Here is a 16,565-nt window from a genome sequence, read left to right as displayed (position 1 = left end):
GGCCTGTGCGTCAGCCCGCGGCCGGGCCGTCGATCAGCACCGCCCGGAAGTCGTTCACGTTGGTCAGCGTCGGGCCGGTGACGACCGAGTCGCCCAGCGCCTGGAAGAAGCCGTGGCCGTCGTTGTCGTCGAGGCTGGCGCGCGGGTTCAGGCCCAGGGCCCAGGCGCGCGCCAGCGTGTCGGGTGCCGCGCAGGCGCCGGCGATCTCCTCGACACCATCGACGCCATCGGTGTCGCCCGCGATCGCATGCACGCCGGGCAGGCCGTCCAGCGCGATGGCGAGCGACAGCAGGAACTCGACGTTGCGGCCGCCGCGGCCCCGGCCCTTCAAGGTGACCGTGGTCTCGCCGCCCGAGAGCAGCACGCAGGGCGGGCGGAACGGCTGGCCGTGCAGCGCCACCTGCCTTGCGATGCCGGCGATCGTCTTGCCGACCTCGCGCGCCTCGCCCTCGAGGCTGTCGCCCAGGATGTAGGGCGTGATGCCGGCGTCGCGCGCGACCTTCGCCGCCGCCTCGAGCGCGATCTGCGGCGCGGTGATGAGGCGTGTTTCGCTGCGGGCGAGGCGGGGATCGTGCGGCTTGACGGTCTCGCCGGCGCCGCTCTCGAGCAACGCGCGCACCCTCGGCGGCAACGCGATCCGGTAGCGCTGCACGATCGCCAGCGCGTCGGCGCAGGTGGTCGGGTCCGCCACGGTCGGGCCTGATGCGATGTCGATCGGCTTGTCGCCCGGCACGTCGGAGATCAGCAGGCTCACGAGCCGGGCCGGGTGGCAGGCGGCAGCCAGCCGCCCACCCTTCAGCGCTGACAGGTGCCTGCGCACGCAATTCATCTCGGAGATCGTCGCGCCGCTCTCCAGCAGCGCGGTGTTGACGGCCTGCTTGTCGGTCAGCGTGAGCCCGGGGCCCGGCGCCACCAGCAGCGACGAGCCGCCGCCGGAGATGAGCGCGATCACCAGGTCATCGGCGCGCAGACCGCTCACCAGCGCGCGGATGCGTTCGGCCGCGCGCAGCCCGGCCGCGTCGGGCACCGGGTGGGCGGCCTCGACGATCTCGATGCGCTCGCAGGGCACGCCGTAGCCGTAGCGGGTGACCACCAGCCCCTGCAGCGGGCCGTCCCAGTGCTGCTCCAGCGCGCGGGCCATCGCGGCCGAGGCCTTGCCCGCGCCGATCACGAAGGTGCGGCCGGCCGGCTTCTCGGGCAGGTGGGCCGGCAGGCACAGCGCCGGCTGGGCCGCGGCCACGGCCGCGTCGAACAGCGCGCGCAGCAGGGGCCGGCGGTCGCCGTTGTTCGGAGCGCTCACACTCGCTCAGGCCGAGGCCACGTCGTGGCCCGCCATCAGCTCCAGCGCCCGCACCAGCGCGGAGTGGTCGAGGTCGGCCATGCCGTTGGCGGCGCAGGCCTGCATCAGCTGCGCCGCGCTGGCGGTCTGCGGCAGCGACACGCCGAGTTCGCGCGCGCCCTGCAGCGCGAGGCCCAGGTCCTTCTGGTGCAGCTTGATGCGGAAGCCCGGCGCGAACGTGCGCTTGATCATGCGTTCACCATGCACCTCGAGGATGCGGCTGGCCGCGAAGCCGCCCATCAGCGCCTGGCGCACCTTGGCCGGGTCGGCGCCGGCCTTGCTGGCGAACAGCAGCGCCTCGCCGACCGCCGCGATGTTGAGCGCGACGATGATCTGGTTGGCCACCTTGGTGGTCTGGCCGTCGCCGTTGCCGCCGACCAGCGTGATGTTCTTGCCCATCGTCTCGAGCAGCGGGCGCACGCGCTCGAACACCGCCGGGTCGCCGCCGCACATGATGGTGAGCGACGCGGCCTTGGCCCCCACTTCGCCGCCGGACACCGGCGCGTCGATGTAGTCGGCGCCCAGCGCGTTGATCCGCTGCGCGAACGCCTTGGTGGCCATCGGCGAGATCGAGCTCATGTCGACGACGACCTTGCGCGTGCCGCCGGCGCCGTCCGAGAGCCCCGCGGCAATACCGTTGTCGCCGAACAGCACCGCCTCGACGTCGGGCGTGTCGGGCACCATGGTGAACACCACCTCCGCTTTGCGCGCCACGTCGGCCGCGTTGGCGCATGCCTGCGCGGCCGAGGCGGCGATCGCCTCGGGCAGCTTGCCGCGGGTGTGGACGAACAGCGTGTGGCCGGCGGCCGCCAGGTGCAGCGCCATCGGCGCGCCCATGATGCCCAGGCCGATGAATCCGATCTTCATGGTGTGGTCCTTCTTTGCTTGGGGATCAATAGCCTTGCGCGCTGCCCGGCGCCGGGCGCGCGCGCATCTTCGCGACCACCTGCTGCGCGCCCGCGGCCATCAGTCGCGCGTCGGAGCTCACGGTCACGAACTGGAAGCCCTTGGCGATGCGCGCGAGCGCCGCCTCGGGGCTGCCGTTGTGGATGGCGGCCACCACACCGTGCGCCTTGGCGCGCGCCAGGATGTGGTCGATCGCCTGCGCCACCGGCGGATCGACGTCGTCGAAGGTCGGGGTGCAGCCGAGCGCCAGCGACAGGTCCGACGGGCCGATGTAGATCGCGTCCAGGCCCTCGACCGACAGGATCGCGTCCAGGTTGTCGAGCGCCTGCGCGGTCTCGATCATCGCGAAGGTGACGATGGTGTCGTTGGCATGCTGCGCGTAGTCGGCGCCGCCGTACAGCAGCGCGCGCACCGGTCCGAAGCTGCGCGTGCCGCGCGGCGCGTAGTGGGTCCAGGCCACCAGCTTCTGCGCGTCCTCGCGGGTGTTGACCATCGGGCAGATCACGCCGTAGGCGCCAGCGTCCAGCGTCTTCATCAAGACGCCGGGCTCGAGCCAGGGCACGCGCACCACCGGCACGGTGGCCGTGGTGGAGAGGGCCTGCAGCATCGGGACCATCGCCTGGTAGTCGACCACACCGTGCTGCAGGTCGATGGTGAGTGCGTCCCAGCCCTGGTGGGCCATGGTCTCGGCCGAGAAGCTGTTGGGGATGGCGAGCCAGCCGTTCAGGGCGGCGCCGCCACTCTTCCAGATCTCGCGCAGGCGGTTGGGTCTCATGGTCTTCCTCTCGGCGTTGGATGGTTCGTTCGTTGGTTGATCGATCAGTCCAGCGGCGCAGCCGTCACCAGCCGGCCCTCGGCGAAGAACAGCGCGAGGTTGTCCAGCACGCGCTGGCCCATTGCCTGGCGCGTCTCGCGCGTGGCGCTGCCGATGTGCGGCAGCAGCACCACGTTGTCCAGCGCCAGCAGCTCCGCCGGCACCTGCGGCTCGTGCTCGAACACGTCGAGCGCCGCCCCGGCGATGCGTCGTTCGACCAGCGCGCTCACCAGCGCCGCCTCGTCGATGACGGAGCCGCGCGAGACGTTGACGAGGAAGCCTTCGGGGCCGAGCGCGTCGAGCACCGCCGCGTCGACGAGGTGGCGCGTGCCGGCGCCCCCGGCGGCGATGACGACCAGGAAGTCGGCCCAGCCCGCCAGCGCCACCAGCGAGGGCTCGTGCGGCCAGGGCGCGTCGGCGACCGGCCGGCGCGCGTGGTAGCGGATCGCCATGTCGAAACCGAGCGCGCGCCGGGCGATGGTGCGGCCGATGCGACCCAGCCCGACGATGCCGAGCTTCGCGCCGCTGACGCGGCGCCCGAGCGGAAAGGCCGGCACGCCGGGCGCTCCCCAGCGGCCGGCACGCACGTGACGGTCGGCCTCGGGCGTGCGGCGCGCCACGTCGAGCAGCAGGGCCATCGCGAGATCGGCCACGCAGTCGTTCAGCACGTCGGGCGTGTAGCCGACGGCGATGCCACGCCGCGCAGCCGCCGCGAGGTCGATCTTGTCGAGCCCCACACCGAAGCTCGAGATCACGCGCAGCGACGGCAGCGCGTCGATCAGCGCCGCATTCGCACCGGTGCCGCCGGCCGAAGTGACCAGGCCCACGAACTCGGCGCCGCGCGCCGCCAGGAAGGCTTGCGGGTCGGCCTCGTCGGCCAAGCGGTGCAGTTCGTAGTCCGCAGCCAGCCGCGTCTCCAGCCAGGGCAGCAGGCGACCGATCTGCAGCACGCGGGGCTTCGTGGTCGTCATTCGATCTTCACTCCACCCTGGGCGACCACCCCTGCCCAGTTCTTGCGCTCGCGCTCGAAGAAGGTGGCGAACTCGGCGGGCGTCATCGTGTAAACCTCGGCGCCCTGCGACACCAGGCGCTCGCGCACCTCGGGCGAACGGATGATGCGCGACAGCTCGGCCGCCACCTTGGCCACCACCGCGGGCGGCGTGGCCGCCGGCATCAGCACACCCTGCCAGGTGCCCGACTCGAAGCCCTTCACGCCCTGCTCGGCGATGGTCGGCACGTTGGCCAGCAGCGGCACGCGCGTGGCCTTGGAGACGCCCAGAACCTTCAGCTTGCCCGCCTGCACCTGCGGCAGCGTCGCCAGCATGCCGTTCATCAGCACCTGGGTCTGGCCGGCCACCGTGTCGCCGATCGCCTGGGCGCCGCCCTTGTAGGGGATGTAGGTCCAGTTGGCCTTCGTCGCCTTCTCGACGGCCACGCCGGCCAGGTGCGGCGCACTGCCGATGGCGGTGACAGCGAAGTTCAGCGGCTCCTTGTGCGACAGCGCCACCAGTTCCTGCAGGTTGTTGGCCTTGACCGACGGATGCACCACCAGCAGGTGCGGCGAGTAGGCCAGCATGCCGACGCCGCGCAGGTCCTTGCTCGGATCGAAGGGCAGCTTGGCATAGACCGAGGCGGTGATCGCCAGCGCGCCCACGTCGCACAGCAGCAGCGTGTGGCCGTCGTTGGCCTTGGCGACGAAATCGGTGCCGGTGTTGCCGTTGGCGCCCGGTTTGTTCTCGACGATCACCGTCTGCTTCAGCGCCTCGGACAACGGCCCCGAGATCGCGCGGGCGATGATGTCCGACGAACCGCCGGGCGAATAAGGCACGACGATGCGGATCGTCTGGGTAGGCCAGGCCTGGGCCTGAGCGCCACCGGCGGCCAGCGCCATCGCGGCGGCCAGGGTACGGACAAAGATGCGTCGAATCATCGGGGTCTCCTCGGTCGTTGAGCGGATCGGGTCGCGCAGCGATTGCGCCTCACTAGTTGTACGTCATCGTACAACATAGGCCGACGGCGTCAACTGGGAATTGCCCTCGGATCGTTCAGCCGCGGGCGGCCCCGCTGCTGCCCTCACCCACCGAAGCCGCCGCGCTGGCCCGACGCCGACGCTCGCGGCTGTTGGCCAGGTGGGTGCGCATCGCGGCGCGGGCCGCCTCGGCATCCTGGCTGACGATGGCGTCGTAGATGCTCTCGTGCTCGCCATTGACGCGGCGCAGGTAGTCGCGCCGCGCCGCGCTCTCGGCCTCCGGCGCGTCCAGGCGCGCGCGCGGGATGATCATCGAGCCCAGCGTGCCCATCAGTTCGGCGAAATGGTGGTTCTGCGTCGCGCGCGCCACCTCCAGATGGAACTGGAAATCGGCGCCCACCGCATCGCGGCCCGCCTCCACCGCGTCGGCAAAGGCGTCGAGCGCCCCCCGCATCGTCGCCAGGTTGTCGGTGCTGCGGCGCAGCGCCGCCAGGCCCGCGGCCTCGGTCTCGACGCCGATGCGCAGTTCCAGCACGGCGATCACGTCGCGCAGCGTCGCGAACTGCTCCGGCGCGATGCGGAACGGCACCGCGTCGCCCAGCCCGGCGACGAAGGTGCCGACACCGTGCCGCGTGGCCACCAGCCCGCCGGCCTGCAGCTTGGAGATCGCCTCGCGCACCACGGTACGGCTGACACCGAACTCCGCCATGATCGCCGCCTCGGTGGGCAACTTGGCACCGGGGGCCAGGCGGCCGTCGCGAATGCGGTCGCCCAGCGCGTCGACCAGTTCGAGCGCAAGGGTGCGGGGGCGGCGGCGCGGTGCGAAAGGCATGTCCATGTCGGCAAGGCCCGGAAACGGCCGCCTCGGCGGCTGGTGGGGATGATTCGGCATCAGTTGTATGACAACCGATGATCAAAAGCAAGTGATGGCGACATCATCGCCGACAGCACCTCGGCCGGCACCCCCGCTCAGCGGACCATGCAGGGCCGCTTCGGGTCGAAGGTCCAGTTCGGGATCAGCGACTGCATCGCCACCGCGTCGTCGCGCGCGCCCAGGCCGTGCTCGAGGTAGAGGCGGTGGGCCTTCTCGACCTCGGCCATGTCGAGCTCGATGCCCAGGCCCGGCCGCTTCGGCACCTGCACATGGCCGCCGACGATCTGCAGCGGCGCCTTCGTCAGGCGCTGGCCGTCCTGCCAGATCCAGTGCGTGTCGATCGCGGTCACGCGGCCCGGCGCCGCGGCGCCGACGTGCGTGAACATCGCCAGCGAGACGTCGAAGTGGTTGTTGGAATGCGAGCCCCAGGTCAGGCCCCAGTCGCGGCAGGTCTGGGCCACGCGCACCGAGCCGGCCATGGTCCAGAAATGCGGGTCGGCCAGCGGGATGTCGACCGACTGCAGCGACAGCGCGTGCGTGAGCTGACGCCAGTCGGTGGCGACCATGTTGGTCGCGGTCGGCAGGCCGGTGGCACGGCGGAACTCGGCCATCACCTCGCGGCCCGAGTAGCCTTCCTCGGCGCCGCAAGGGTCCTCGGCATAGGCGACCACGCCGTGCAGGTCGCGCATCAGGCGCACCGCATCCTTCAACAGCCAGCCGCCGTTCGGGTCGAGCGTGACGCGGGCCTCGGGGAAGCGCGCGTGCAGCGCCCTCACCGCCTCGACCTCGGCCTCGCCGGCCAGCACGCCGCCCTTGAGCTTGAAGTCGTTGAAGCCGTAGCGAGCGCGCGCCGCCTCGGCGAGCCGCACCACCGCCTCGGGCGTCATCGCCGCCTCGTGGCGCAGGCGCTGCCAGTCGTCGGCGTCGGCCGGCTCGCCGGCGGGCGTCGCGTACGGCAGGCCGGTCTTGCTGCGGTCGCCGACGAAGAACAAATAGCCGAGCATCTCGACCGACTCGCGCTGCTGGCCTTCGCCGAGCAGTGCCGCAACCGGCAGTTCCAGGTGCTGACCCAGCAGATCGAGCAGCGCCGCCTCGACGGCGGTGACGACGTGGATGGTGGTGCGCAGGTCGAAGGTCTGCAGCCCTCGGCCGCCGGCGTCGCGGTCGGCGAAACGCTCGCGCACCGTACGCAGCACGCGCTGCACGTCGCCGACCGGCTGGCCGACGACCAGCGAACGCGCGTCTTCCAGCGTCTGGCGGATCTTCTCGCCGCCCGGCACCTCGCCGACGCCGCTGCGCCCGGCGTTGTCGCTCAGGATCACCAGGTTGCGGGTGAAGAACGGCCCGTGCGCGCCGCTCAGGTTCATCAGCATCGAGTCGCGCCCCGCGACCGGGATGACGCGCATCGCAGTGACACGCGGCGTAGAAGACAAGGTGGCGTTAGGCATCGTGGTCCGGTCAAGGGAGAGTCATCCAGCAGACGCCGCGGGTCCGGCTCCGCCGGCCCGCCAGCGTCGCCCCCTCGAGGGGGAGCGCCGAAGGCGCAACGGGGGTGGGTGATTCAGTCTGCGGTGATCTTGCGCGTCTCGATCACGTTCTTCCAGCGCGCGTACTCGGCCTGCTGGAAGGCGGCGAACTGCTCCGGCGTGTTGGCCACCACCTCGATGCCGATCTCGGCGAGCTTCTGCTTCACCTGCGGATCGTTGAGCGCGGCGACGAGCGCGGCGTGCAGCCTGCCCTTCACGTCGGCCGGCAGTCCCTTGGGCGCGGCGACCGCCTGCCACGAGTAGACGTCCACGCCCTTCACGCCGCTCTCGACCAGCGTCGGCACGTTCGGCAGCACCGCCGAGCGCTTGTCGCCGGTGACCGCGATGGCGCGCAGCTTGCCCGCGTTGATGTGCTGCAGCACGGCGTTGACGTTCTGGAACGAGGCATCGACCTGGCCGCCCAGCAGGTCCTGGATCGCCGGCGCGCCGCCCTTGTACGGGACATGCGTGCCGCTCGTGCCGGTCTGCAGCCAGAACAGTTCGGCGGTCAGGTGATCGGGCGAACCGTTGCCCGAGGACGCGAGCGTCATCTTGCCGGGCTCCTTCTTCGCGGCGGCGATCACGTCGGCCACGGTCTTCAGCGGCGAGGCCGCGGGCACCACCAACACGTTGGGCGCCTGCACCGCGACGGTCAGCAGGTCGAAGTCCTTCAGCGCGTCATAGGGCATGCCCTTGATCAGGTGCGGCGCGATGACGAACGGGCCCAGCGAGGACAGCAGCAGCGTGTAGCCGTCGGGCGCCGCGCGCTTGACCTGCCCGGCACCGATGGTGCCGGTGGCGCCGGCCTTGTTGTCGACGATGAAGGTCTGGCCCAGCTGCTCCTGCAGCTTGGGCGCGATGGCACGCGCCAGCGTGTCGGTCGAGCCGCCCGGCGGGAAGGGCACGACGATCGTCACCGGCTTGTCGGGCCAGGCCGCGGCCTGCGCGGCAAAGGGGCCCAGCGCGGCGAGCGCGAGGCACAGCGTGGTCAGCAGCTTGTTCATCGAAACAGTCTCCTTGTGAGCCAGAGCGCCATTTGGTAGCGCTATCTTCTTGCAATGGTAGCGCTACCTTTTTGGATTGCAAGACACCACAGATGCGCGAAAACCCTGATCAGCTGCTGCCGCGCTCGATGACGCGGAAACCCAGGTCGACGACCTTCTCGCCCGTGGCCCGGCCGTCGGCCCGGTCGACGATGAAGCGCGCCGCACGCTGGCCGATGCCGGTGCCGTCGATGCGCACCGTGCTGAGCGCGGGCTGCGTGTCGGCGGCGAAGCCCAGGTCGCCGAAGCCGACCACCGCCAGTTGCTGCGGCACGGCGATGCCACGCGCGGCGGCCTCGATCAGCACACCCAGCGCCAGCATGTCGGAGCTGCAGAACACCGCATCGACCTCGGGCCACTCGGCCAGCAGGCGTGCCAGGCCGGTGCGGCCGCTGCCCAGGGTGGTGGGCGCGGGCACGCGCAGCACCGGGATCTCGGCCGCGTCGCGCACCAGGCCCAGCCGCAACGCCTCGTCCACGAAGCCGCGGTTGCGGCGCAGCGCGCGCTCGTCGTCGGCGCTCAGCAGCGCCGGGCGGCGCCGGCCCTTGGCGTGCAGGTGGCGGGCCACGGCGGCAGCCGCTTCCGTATGGGAGAAACCGACCAGCATGTCGATCGGCGTCGGCGTCAGGTCCCAGGTCTCGACGACCGGGATGCCGCTCGCCAGCAGGCGGCGCCGGCCCTCCGGCGAATGCAGGATGCCGGTCAGCACGATGCCGTCGGGGCGCCGGCCGATGATGGCCTCGAGCAGCGCGTCCTCGCGCGACTCGGCATAGCCGCTCTGGCCGAGCATCAGCTGGTAGCCGGCGTCGGCAAGGGCCGAGGTCAGCGACTGCACCATCTCCATGAACACCGGCCCGGCGATCGTCGGCACGACGGCCGCGACGAGCCGGCTGCGCGCCGACGCCAGGCCGCCGGCGAGCCGGTTCGGCACGTAGCCGGTGCGCGCCACCGCCTCGCGCACGCGCGCCAGCTTCTCGGGCGCCACCTGGTCGGGCGTGTTCAGCGCGCGCGAGGCCGTGATCGGCGAGACCCCGGCGATGCGCGCCACGTCACCGAGCGTGATGCCGCCGCCGCGGCGTGAACGGCGGGGAACGGTGACGTCGGGCGTGTCCATTCGCCGAGTGTATTGGAGATGACAACGCTACCAAAACCTGCGGCGCAGGGCCCACCCGCCCACCGCAGCCGCGGCGCCGGGAACAGGACTCACGCCGTCAGGCCGCCAGCTTGTGCGGCTCGACAGGCACCGCGGGGTCGACCGTCCGGCTCTCGATCACGCCAGTGGGCTTCAACATGAAGCAGGCCAGCGCCGGCAGCAGGATCAGCGCGCCCAGCATGTTCCAGAGGAACATGAAGGCGAGCAGGAGGCCCATGTCGGCCTGGAACTTGATGTCCGAGAACGCCCAGGTCGCCACGCCCAGGGCCAGCGTCAGCCCCGTCAGCATCACCACCTTGCCGGTGAACAGCAGCGCCCCGTAGTAGGCCTCGGCCAGCGTGTGGCCGGCGCGCAGCCGGGCCAGCATCACCGACAGGATGTACAGCGCGTAGTCCACGCCGATGCCCACGCCGAGCGCGATGACCGGCAGCGTCGCGACCTTGACGCCGATGCCCAGCATGACCATCAGCGCCTCGGCCAGCAGCGAGGTCAGCATCAGCGGCAGCACCGCCACCACCACGGCCCGCCAGGACCGGAAGGTCACGAAGCACAGCACCACCACGGCGCCGTAGACCAGCGCCAGCATCTCGTACCAGGCCCGCTGCACGACGATGTTGGTCGCCGCCTCGATGCCGGCGCTGCCGGCGGCCAGCAGGAAGCGCGCCTCGTCCGAGTCGTGCCGCGCCTTGAAGGCCTCGACCGTCTCGACCACGCGGCCGAGCGTCGCCGCCTTGTGGTCCTTGAGGTAGACGTAGAGCGGCAGCAGGTCGCAACTCGCCGGCAGCAGCTCGCGCGGCGCATAGGTGAGCAGCGTGCCGAGCGCGGCCTCGTTCGGCACCAGCTCGTACCACTTGAGATTGCCCTCGTTGTAGCCCACCGAGGACAGCTTCGCGAGCGCGGGGGCCGAGCTGGTGGAGTCGACGCCGGGCAATTGCTCCAGCGCCCACGCCAGTTCGTCGATGCGCGAGACCACCGGATAGCGCACGCAGCCCTTGTCCTCGGTCTTGACCATCACCACCAGGATGTCGGCGCTGGCGGCGTAGTTGGCGACCATGAAGGCGCTGTCGCGGTTGTAGCGCGACTCGGGGCGCAGCTCCGGCGCGCCGGGGTCCAGGTCACCGATCTGCAGGTGCAGGCTCGCCGCGAAACCCAGCACCGCCAGCCCGGCCGACACGGCGATCGCACCCAGCGCCCACCGGCGTTCGGTGAAGCGCACCAGCGAGTGCCAGAGAACGTGCCGTCCGGCCCCGGCGCTGTCCGCCACCTCGGTGCGCAGGCTGCGCTCGGCTGCCTTGCGACTGACGCCGGTGTAGGACAGCAGCACCGGCAGCAGGATCAGGTTGGTGAAGATCAGCACGCCGACGCCGAGGCTCGCCGCGAGCGCGAGCTCCTTGATCACCGGGATGTCGATCACCAGCAGCACCGCGAAGCCCACCGCATCGGCCAGCAGCGCCGTCAGGCCGGCGAGGAAGAGGCGGCGGAAGGTGTAGCGGGCCGCCACCAGCTTGTGCGTGCCGCGGCCGATGTCCTGCATGATGCCGTTCATCTTCTGCGCGCCATGGCTCATGCCGATCGCGAACACCAGGAAGGGCACCAGCATCGAGAACGGATCGAGCCGGAAGCCCAGCGTGGGCAGCAGGCCGAGCTGCCACACCACCGCCACCAGCGAGACCGACACCACCAGCAGCGTGCTGCGCAGGTCGCGGCTGTACGCGTAGACCATCGCCGCGGCGATCACGATCGCGGCGGCGAAGTACTTCAGCACCTCCGCCAGCCCGTCGATCAGGTCACCGATGATCTTGGCGAAGCCGGTGATGTGGATGCGGATCGTGTCCGACTCGTGCTTCGCGCGCAGGGCTTCGACCTGGCGCGCGAACTCGGCGTAGTCGAGCGCCTGGCCGGTCGCCTCGATGCGGCTGAGCAGCGGCACGTAGATGATGCTGGACTTGAAGTCGTTCGCGACGAGCTGCCCGATCTGCCCCGAGCGCTCGATGTTGGAGCGCACCTTCTGCAGCGCCTGCGGCGATCCGTCGTAGTCCTCGGAGATCACCGTGCCGCCTTCGAGGCCCTCCTCGGTGACCGCCGTCCAGCGCACCGCCGGGGTCCACAGCGACTTCATGTAGGCACGGTCCACGCCGGGCAGCAGGAACACCTCGTCGTTGATCCTGGCGAGCGTCTCGAGGTAGGTCTTGTCGTAGATGTCGCCCGAGGTCGTCTCGACCGCGATGCGCACCGAATTGCCCAGGCCGCTGAGCTTGCCGCGGTACTCGAGGAAGTTGATCACGTAGGGATGCGTGGTCGGGATCATCTTCTCGAAGCTGGCATTCAGCTGCAGCTTGCCGGCCTGCCAGCCGAGCAGCAGCGTGACCAGCAGGCAGGCGATGACGACGAGCGGGCGGAAGTTGAAGAACGCGCGTTCGAGCAGCGTGCCCGAGCGGCGGTCGAAGTCTTCGACGCGCGCGATCACGGGATGCGGGTCGAGGCTGGAGTCTGCGTGCATGGCATTCGTCGGTGAGAGAACAGCGTCGCGGCGTCAGCGGGCAGCGACCGGGGCAGTCAGGTCCAGGCGCTGCGGGCCGCGCAGTCCGGCCAGCGCGAGGGCGCCGTCCTGCGTCGGCACCAGGCCCGTGATCGGCGGCTGCTGCGGCCCGCCGCGGCGCTGGAAGCTGCGGCCCTGGTCACGGCTGATCAACAGGTCGCCGGCCGAGCTGCCGAGCACCAGCGTGCCGTCGGCCAGTTCGGCGGCCCCGCTGATCGAGACGGGCAGCTCGGTGCTCGCCTGCGTCCAGCTCGAGCCGCGGTCGGCCGACACGTAAGCCGCGCCGCGCAGCCCGTACACCAGCAAGCGATCGCCGCGCGTGGCCAGCAGGCCGAACCAGCTGCCCTTGTAGGGCGACTCGAGCACGGCAAAGTCCCGGCCCCCGTTGTCGGAGCGCAGCAGCAGGCCCTGCTCGCCGGCCATCACGATCGAACGGCCGCTGACGGCGATGCCGTAGAGGTGCAGGGATTTCGGGTTGGGCAGCCGCGCGCTCAGCGGGACCCAGGTCGCACCGCCGTCCTCGGTGGTGAGCGCAAGGTTGTAGGCGCCGACGACGATGCCGCGCTTCGCGTCCTGGAAATGCAGGGCGAGGAAGGGCTTGTCGGGGCCGTCGTCGGCGAGCAGCTGCACGTAATCGAGATAGGCCGGCGCGGCCGCTGCGTCGGCTCGCGCCGACTGCTCGAACAGCGCCGGCAGCTGCAGCCCGTCGAGCTGCTTGGTCCAGGTCTCGCCGCCGTCGCCGGAATGCAGCACCACGCCGAGATGCCCCACGGCCCATCCGTGGCGTTCGTCGACGAACTGCACCGCCGTCAGGCTGGTCTGCACCGGCGTGGCCGCCTGGCGCCAGCTGGCGCCGCGGTCGTCGGAGAGCAGCACGATGCCGCGCTCCCCGACGGCGACCAGCCGCTGCCCGGCGACCGCCATCGCGAGCATCGTGGACGACAGCGCTCGGGGCGACTGGAGCGCCGCTTGCTGCAGCACGCCGAAGCGCTGCGCCCCGGCCGTCGCGGCGCTGCCCGGGAGGGTGGCGATCGCCAGGCACAGCGTGCAGGCGAGCGCGATCAGCGAGCGCGATGAAGACATCGGCAGACCCCTGGATATCTAGAGAAGCAGAAGAAAAAGACGGCCCGGCCGGACCCCGTGGGTGCCTGTTGCTGCCGGACCGAAGCGAGGAGACCTCAGCGCGCCCCGGTGGCGATGGCCTCGGGGCTCAACATGGCTTCGTTGAGCTGCTTCGGCACCTCCGGAACGGGGAAGTGCTGCGGCAGGTCGTTGAAGTTGCAGTTGTAGTAATACTGGCCGGTCAGCAGGTTGATGATTCCCCACTGCACCGTGCTGACGACGGCGGGAATGTCGGGTGCCAGGTAGGGCAGCGTGTACTGCAGGTGGTAGAGCTGCCCCTGCGCATCCCAGTGGTCGGCCATGACCATCTTCCAGCCGTCCTCGTCGATGTAGTAGCGGCGCTTGGTCATCACATGGCGCTTGCCCGGCAGCAGCGTCGCCTCGACGACCCACACGCGATGCAGCTCCCAGCGCACGTGGTCGGGGTTCAGGAACTTCGGCGTCACCAGCTCGTCGACCTTGGCCAGTGCCGTCTTGTTGGAGTTGTACGGGATGTACATCTCCTGCTTGCCGACGATCTTGTACTCGTGGCGATCGATCGGACCCATGGTGCCGAAGGACTCGTCGAACAGCCCGGTGCCCGAGGTCACGGTGTCCGGCGTGTCGTAGGCGATCGAGGGTGCCTTGCGCACGCGGCGCTGGCCCACCAGGTACTGCCACACACCACGCGGCACCTTCTCCTCGTTGACGGTCTCATGCAGCAGGATCACTTCACCGGCCACCGCCGACGGATCGGACTTGACGAAGGAACCCATCTTGTAATGGGCCGGCTTGGCCAGATAGCTGTCGCGCGCGTCCTTGTAGTAGTAGGGCCACAGCCACGACATCAGCCCGGCCGACGACAGCGTGCGGTGTCCGTCGCCGGTGACCACCCAGGTGTTGAGCTGGTACTTCTGCGCCACGCCCTCCCACGCCAGCCGCGCGTTGAGCATCACCTCGATGCCGGTCTTGGGGATCGGGAACGGAATGCCGCCATAGGCATCCACGACGCCATAGCCGTTGTCGGCCACCTTCGCGGAAGTCGCGTTCCTGAAGGTGTTCTCGTAGACCCAGGCCGGCGCCGCCGCGCTGCGGTGCGTCGGGTAGACGTCGATGCGGAAGTCGGGGTACTTCTTCATCAGCGTCTTGACGCCGTCGCTCAGCTTTGCGTCGTACTGCGCGGCGTTCTTCGCCGAGATCGACGCCACCGGCTTCTCCGCCGCGAACGGGTCGGGTCTCGGCTGGCCGTTCTTCCAGCCCGGTGCCACCTTGGTGTAGCCGCCGTCCCACGCCGGGATCGAGCCGTCGGCGTTGCCGGCCTTCTCGGCACCCAGTGGCGTGAGCGTGGTCTTGAGCCTGGCGGCTTCTTCGGCGCTCACCGCGGCGAGGGCCGGCTGCGCGGCGAAGGACGCCAGCGCGAGCGCGACGGCGAACGAAATCTTGGGGTTCTTGTTCATGCCGGTCTCCATCAAAGGGCACGCTGCAGCGAGAAGGAAATGAAGTTGCGGTCCTTGTAGAACTGCTTGTAGGACAGCACCGGCGTGGGCGAGTTGGCCGGCGTGAGGAAGGTGTCCTCGCCGCCGTAGTAGCCGGTGTAGGTGAGGCCGGCCTGCCAGACGGTGCGGTAGGTCGCCTTCACGCCGATCGAGAAGTCGCCGCCCTTGGAGCTGCCGCCGTTGAAGTTGAAGATCGCCGACGAACGCCCGTAGAAGTTGTAGCCCACGCCGATCGGCAGCGAGAGGTCGATGCCGTCGACCACCTGGAAGTACGAGGGCTCGAAGATGAAGCGCAGCGCCGCGGCGTCGCGCGTGGTGTTGGGATCGAGCGCCCCCGGGTTCTTGTCGATGCTGAGCCGGCGGTTCCACGCCACCTCGCCGAGGAAGGCGCCCGCATCCCACAGCCGCGTCTCCGACAGCACGTAGATGCCGGACACCTGCGCATGCGCCGTGTTGCCGACGGCGTAGAGCGGACGGGCATCGTTGTCGGCCAGCACCCCCGGCAGCACCACCTGCGGGTCGCTCACCAGCGAGGCGTTGCGGCGGATCGAGCCCTCGAAGGCCAGGTTGAGCTGGCCGATCGAGGTCGTCGCGCTGGCGCCGTAGGTCTTGATGCCCTCGTGATAGACCTGCTGGATCGCGCCGACCCGGCCGCTCACCACGTCGGGCGCGGCCGACGGCGTGAGGTACAGCGCCGCCCCCTTGTCGTGATAGCGCGCGGCGTAGACGCCGAACTCCCATTCGCTGCCCGCCGGGGCCCAGCGGAACTGCAGGCCGCCCTGCCCCGAATTGCTGGCCTCGACGTCGGGGCCGCGCCAGAACGCCGCCGCGCCACCGCCGGGCGTGATCGGCGCGCCGACGATGAAGCGCTCGGAGCCGTCGCCGACGAAATCGAAGGCGCTGAGGTAGCTGCCGGCCGCCGGGATGATGCTCTCGCGGAACTTGAACTGGTAGTACGCGCCCAGCGTCATCTGCGGATTGATCTGCAGCACGCCGGAGACCTGCTCCACCGGCCGCAGGATCTCCTTGAACTGCGAGCTCGGCACGGTGAGCAGCTTGACCAGGTCGACCGGACCCTGCGCGGCCGCGATGCCGTTCGAACCGAAGAACAGGCTCTCGCCGTAGATCAGCGTGTGGCGCCCGAGGCGCACCGTCAGCGGCATCGAGCCGAGGTCGGCCTTTCCGAAGGCGAAGAAGTCGAGCACCTCGGCCTTGCGCCCGTGCAGTTCGCGCGTGGCATCGGTGAAGCGGTTGTAGCCGACGCTGGTGGAATTGGCCGAGGCCGGCGAGTCGTGGTCGTTGCGGCGGTTGTAGACGCTGTCGTACCACGCGGCCCCGCTGGCGCGGAAGCCCAGGCTCTTCCAGCCGACGTCGACCTCCGACAGCAGGTCGAGACGGTTCGAGATCAGCCCCTTGTCGAAGTTGCGATCGCCGTCGTCGAGGTTCACGTCCTGGAGCAGCCGCTCGGACTGGCTCTTGACGCGAAACGCATTGCTGTACTTGAAGGTGTTGTCCCAGCGCAGCTTGAGGTCCGGGTTGTCGGTCCGGATCTCGAAGGCGTGCGCCGCGCCGCCCGGCAGGCCGAACGGCAGGGCCAGGACCGCCGCGGCGGTGCAGCGCGTGCACAGCGCGCGCGACGCCGCGCACGACCGCCGAAAGGCCGATGTCGATTTCTTTCTCATCTTGTCTCCGTTGTCGATGGGTGTTGTTGACTGACGCATCACCGCCGCACTTCGTCCGGTGCGTGAGGGCGTGGATTGCAATCGCGATGCCATGCCGGAGGGCGATCGCAAGCGCTTGATTTC

General features: G+C 70.2%; 13 protein-coding genes. All 13 read right to left on the bottom strand.

Translation table 11 applies throughout. The annotated features are described in order from the left end of the window. Positions 1–10: 10 nt before the first annotated feature. The 13 genes from ASC67_RS16060 to ASC67_RS16000 all read right to left on the bottom strand — a co-directional run bounded on the left by ASC67_RS16060 (position 11) and on the right by ASC67_RS16000 (position 16,442). Positions 11–1,300 (bottom strand): glycerate kinase, encoded by a 1,290-nt coding sequence (locus ASC67_RS16060; protein WP_056323565.1) that lies wholly within the window; start codon positions 1,298–1,300, stop codon positions 11–13. 6 nt (positions 1,301–1,306) lie between these two features. Beyond that, positions 1,307–2,206 carry a 2-hydroxy-3-oxopropionate reductase gene (locus ASC67_RS16055; RefSeq protein ID WP_056323562.1) on the bottom strand — a complete coding sequence of 300 codons (900 nt, stop codon included), beginning with the start codon at positions 2,204–2,206 and terminating at the stop codon, positions 1,307–1,309. 25 nt (positions 2,207–2,231) lie between these two features. Further along, positions 2,232–3,020, bottom strand: a complete 789-nt coding sequence (locus ASC67_RS16050; RefSeq protein WP_056323558.1) for an HpcH/HpaI aldolase/citrate lyase family protein — start codon at positions 3,018–3,020, stop codon at positions 2,232–2,234. Between the two features lie 44 nt (positions 3,021–3,064). Beyond that, positions 3,065–4,030 (bottom strand): 2-hydroxyacid dehydrogenase, encoded by a 966-nt coding sequence (locus tag ASC67_RS16045; protein WP_056323553.1) that lies wholly within the window; start codon positions 4,028–4,030, stop codon positions 3,065–3,067. Beyond that, positions 4,027–4,989, bottom strand: a complete 963-nt coding sequence (locus ASC67_RS16040) for a tripartite tricarboxylate transporter substrate binding protein (protein ID WP_056323549.1) — start codon at positions 4,987–4,989, stop codon at positions 4,027–4,029. The genes ASC67_RS16045 and ASC67_RS16040 overlap by 4 nt, the downstream gene beginning before the upstream one ends. A 115-nt stretch (positions 4,990–5,104) precedes the next feature. Continuing rightward, positions 5,105–5,866 (bottom strand): FadR/GntR family transcriptional regulator, encoded by a 762-nt coding sequence (locus tag ASC67_RS16035; RefSeq protein WP_056323546.1) that lies wholly within the window; start codon positions 5,864–5,866, stop codon positions 5,105–5,107. Positions 5,867–5,997: 131 nt separating this feature from the next. Continuing rightward, positions 5,998–7,350, bottom strand: coding sequence for a glucarate dehydratase (gene gudD, locus ASC67_RS16030; protein WP_056323542.1), 1,353 nt, complete (start codon positions 7,348–7,350; stop codon positions 5,998–6,000). A gap of 113 nt (positions 7,351–7,463) precedes the next feature. Next, complete coding sequence (locus tag ASC67_RS16025) at positions 7,464–8,432, bottom strand: tripartite tricarboxylate transporter substrate binding protein (protein ID WP_056323538.1); 969 nt, start codon at positions 8,430–8,432, stop codon at positions 7,464–7,466. A gap of 109 nt (positions 8,433–8,541) precedes the next feature. Next, positions 8,542–9,585, bottom strand: coding sequence for a LacI family DNA-binding transcriptional regulator (locus ASC67_RS16020; RefSeq protein WP_056323535.1), 1,044 nt, complete (start codon positions 9,583–9,585; stop codon positions 8,542–8,544). Between the two features lie 97 nt (positions 9,586–9,682). After that, positions 9,683–12,124: an RND family transporter gene (locus ASC67_RS16015; RefSeq protein WP_056323530.1), complete on the bottom strand. Its 2,442-nt coding sequence runs from the start codon at positions 12,122–12,124 to the stop codon at positions 9,683–9,685. Between the two features lie 33 nt (positions 12,125–12,157). Continuing rightward, positions 12,158–13,246, bottom strand: a complete 1,089-nt coding sequence (locus ASC67_RS16010; protein ID WP_056323527.1) for a YCF48-related protein — start codon at positions 13,244–13,246, stop codon at positions 12,158–12,160. A 95-nt stretch (positions 13,247–13,341) separates the two neighbouring features. Beyond that, on the bottom strand, positions 13,342–14,721 hold the full coding sequence (locus tag ASC67_RS16005; protein ID WP_056323522.1) for a DUF1329 domain-containing protein: 1,380 nt from the start codon (positions 14,719–14,721) through the stop codon (positions 13,342–13,344). 11 nt (positions 14,722–14,732) lie between these two features. Then, complete coding sequence (locus ASC67_RS16000; RefSeq protein WP_056323517.1) at positions 14,733–16,442, bottom strand: DUF1302 domain-containing protein; 1,710 nt, start codon at positions 16,440–16,442, stop codon at positions 14,733–14,735. Between the last annotated feature and the right edge of the window lie 123 nt (positions 16,443–16,565).

The sequence above is a fragment of the Methylibium sp. Root1272 genome (assembly GCF_001425905.1).
GTDB lineage: Bacteria > Pseudomonadota > Gammaproteobacteria > Burkholderiales > Burkholderiaceae_C > Methylibium.
This window is presented reverse-complemented; position numbering and strand designations above follow the sequence as displayed.